Source organism: Kaistella sp. (assembly GCF_032060305.1).
Classification (GTDB): Bacteria; Bacteroidota; Bacteroidia; order Flavobacteriales; family Weeksellaceae; genus Kaistella; species Kaistella yananensis.
The window spans coordinates 1-1,982 of record NZ_DAMBHK010000139.1 but is presented as its reverse complement, the minus strand read 5'-3'; the positions used below and the strand labels follow the sequence as shown (position 1 = coordinate 1,982).

Sequence of the window (1,982 nt, the reverse complement as noted above, 5' to 3'; positions counted from 1 at the left end):
ACTTTGGGCGTGTATGACATTAATTCCCAGAAAAAAACCTTCCTGAATATTGAAGGAGATAAAGAGCAGTATCTTACCGCAGTGACCTGGAGTCCCGATTCAAAGTATATTTTTGTAGGCGTGCTGAACCGCGATCAGAATCATCTGAAAATGAACCAGTACGATGCGGTTTCCGGCAATTTTGTGAAAACGTTATTCGAAGAAACTTCGGATAAATATGTAGAGCCTCAGCATCCTTTATTATTTTTTCCGAACTCCAACACCGATTTCATCTGGCAAAGTCAGCGCACAGGTTACAACCATCTTTTTCATTACAGTCTTGAAAAAGGGTTGATCGCTCAGATTACCAAAGGCGACTGGCTGGTGACAGATATCTTAGGCTTTAATGAAAAAAAGAAGGAAATTTATTACACTTCCACCCAGGAATCCCCGATGGAAAGACATCTCTACAGAATCAACTGGAATAATTTCAAAACCCAGAAATTATCTGCTGCTCCCGGCATGCATACGGGGATTTTAAGCAAAGACGGAACACAGCTTTACGATATTTACAGCAATGCAACTACGCCGCGCTCTGTAAATCTTTTGAACACAGCGACTTTAAAATCGAAAAACATTCTGACTTCAGAAAATCCTTTAAAAAATTATAAAAGGCCTGAAATTAAAAATGTAACGCTAAAGGCTGATGACGGAACGCCTCTTTTCGGAAAAATTATTCTTCCGACCGATTTCGATGCTACCAAAAAGTATCCGACCATTGTTTATCTTTACAACGGGCCGCATCTTCAGTTGGTGACCAACAGTTTCCCTGCTTCCGGAAATCTTTGGTACGAATATATGGCGCAAAACGGCTATATCGTTTTCACGATGGACGGCAGAGGATCATCTAACCGAGGTCTGAAATTCGAACAGGCAGTTTTCAGAAATTTGGGCGAAACTGAAATGAATGACCAGCTTAAAGGCGTAGATTACCTGAAATCGCTTCCTTATGTTGATGGCGACAGATTGGGAATTCACGGCTGGAGTTTCGGCGGTTTTATGACGACAAGTTTCATGCTTAAACATCCGGAAGTTTTCAAAGTTGGCGTAGCTGGCGGGCCGGTAATCGATTGGAGCATGTATGAAATTATGTATACCGAAAGATATATGGATACGCCACAAACCAACGCGGAAGGATATAAAAATTCTAATCTCCTTGATAAAGTGCAGAATCTGAAAGGTAAACTCCTGATGATTCACGGCGCGCAGGATGATGTTGTTGTTTTGCAGCATTCGATGAAGTTTCTCAAGGCTGCAGTTGACAACGGTGTTCAGCTTGATTATTTTGTTTATCCGGGCCATGCACATAATGTGATGGGCAAAGACAGGGTTCACCTGATGCAGAAAGTAACCGATTACTTTGATGAGTATCTGAAAAAATAAAAAGAAATCCGGAAATAATTTTTCCGGATTTTTTATTTTAAGATTCGATTGTGTATTTTAGTAAAAAATTAAAGCCATGCAAATTCCGGCAGCCTCAATTGAAGAATATCTTGTAAATGTTCCCGAAGACCGAAAAGACGCTTTCCGGAAACTTTACCAAACGGTTTCCGAACATCTTCCCAAAGGTTTTCAGGAAAGTTTAACTTACGGAATGATCGGGTGGAGCGTCCCTTTGGAAACCTATCCGGACGGTTATCACTGCACACCAAACACGCCGCTTCCTTTCATCAATTTGGCATCGCAGAAGAATTTCATAGCACTGTATCACATGGGGATTTATGCCGATCCCGAACTGCTAGATTGGTTTGTGAATGAATTTCCGAAGTATTCAAAAAAGAAACTGGATATGGGAAAATCGTGTATCCGGTTCAAAAAGCCTGAAGATATTCCTTTTGAATTAATTGCAGAACTGTCACAAAAAATGTCACCTCAAGAGTGGATTTCTCTTTACGAAAAACTTTATAAAAAGAAGAAATAATTATTCGCGCATGACTTTCACA

At 40.4% G+C, this 1,982-nt stretch carries 2 protein-coding genes; both read left to right on the top strand.

Annotated features, from left to right (window positions below):
* A partial coding sequence (locus V5N63_RS11705; RefSeq protein WP_332034085.1) for a S9 family peptidase occupies window positions 1-1,422 on the top strand: 1,422 nt, incomplete at its 5' end.
* Window positions 1,423-1,498: 76 nt separating this feature from the next.
* Entirely contained in the window at window positions 1,499-1,960 is a 462-nt protein-coding gene (locus V5N63_RS11700; protein ID WP_332034084.1) for a DUF1801 domain-containing protein, read from the top strand.
* Window positions 1,961-1,982 lie beyond the last annotated feature (22 nt).

Coding starts and splice junctions, on each gene's coding strand:
- V5N63_RS11700 (WP_332034084.1), top strand. CDS start 1,499: ATGCAAATTCCGGCAGCCTCAATTGAAGAATATCTTGTAAATGTTCCC.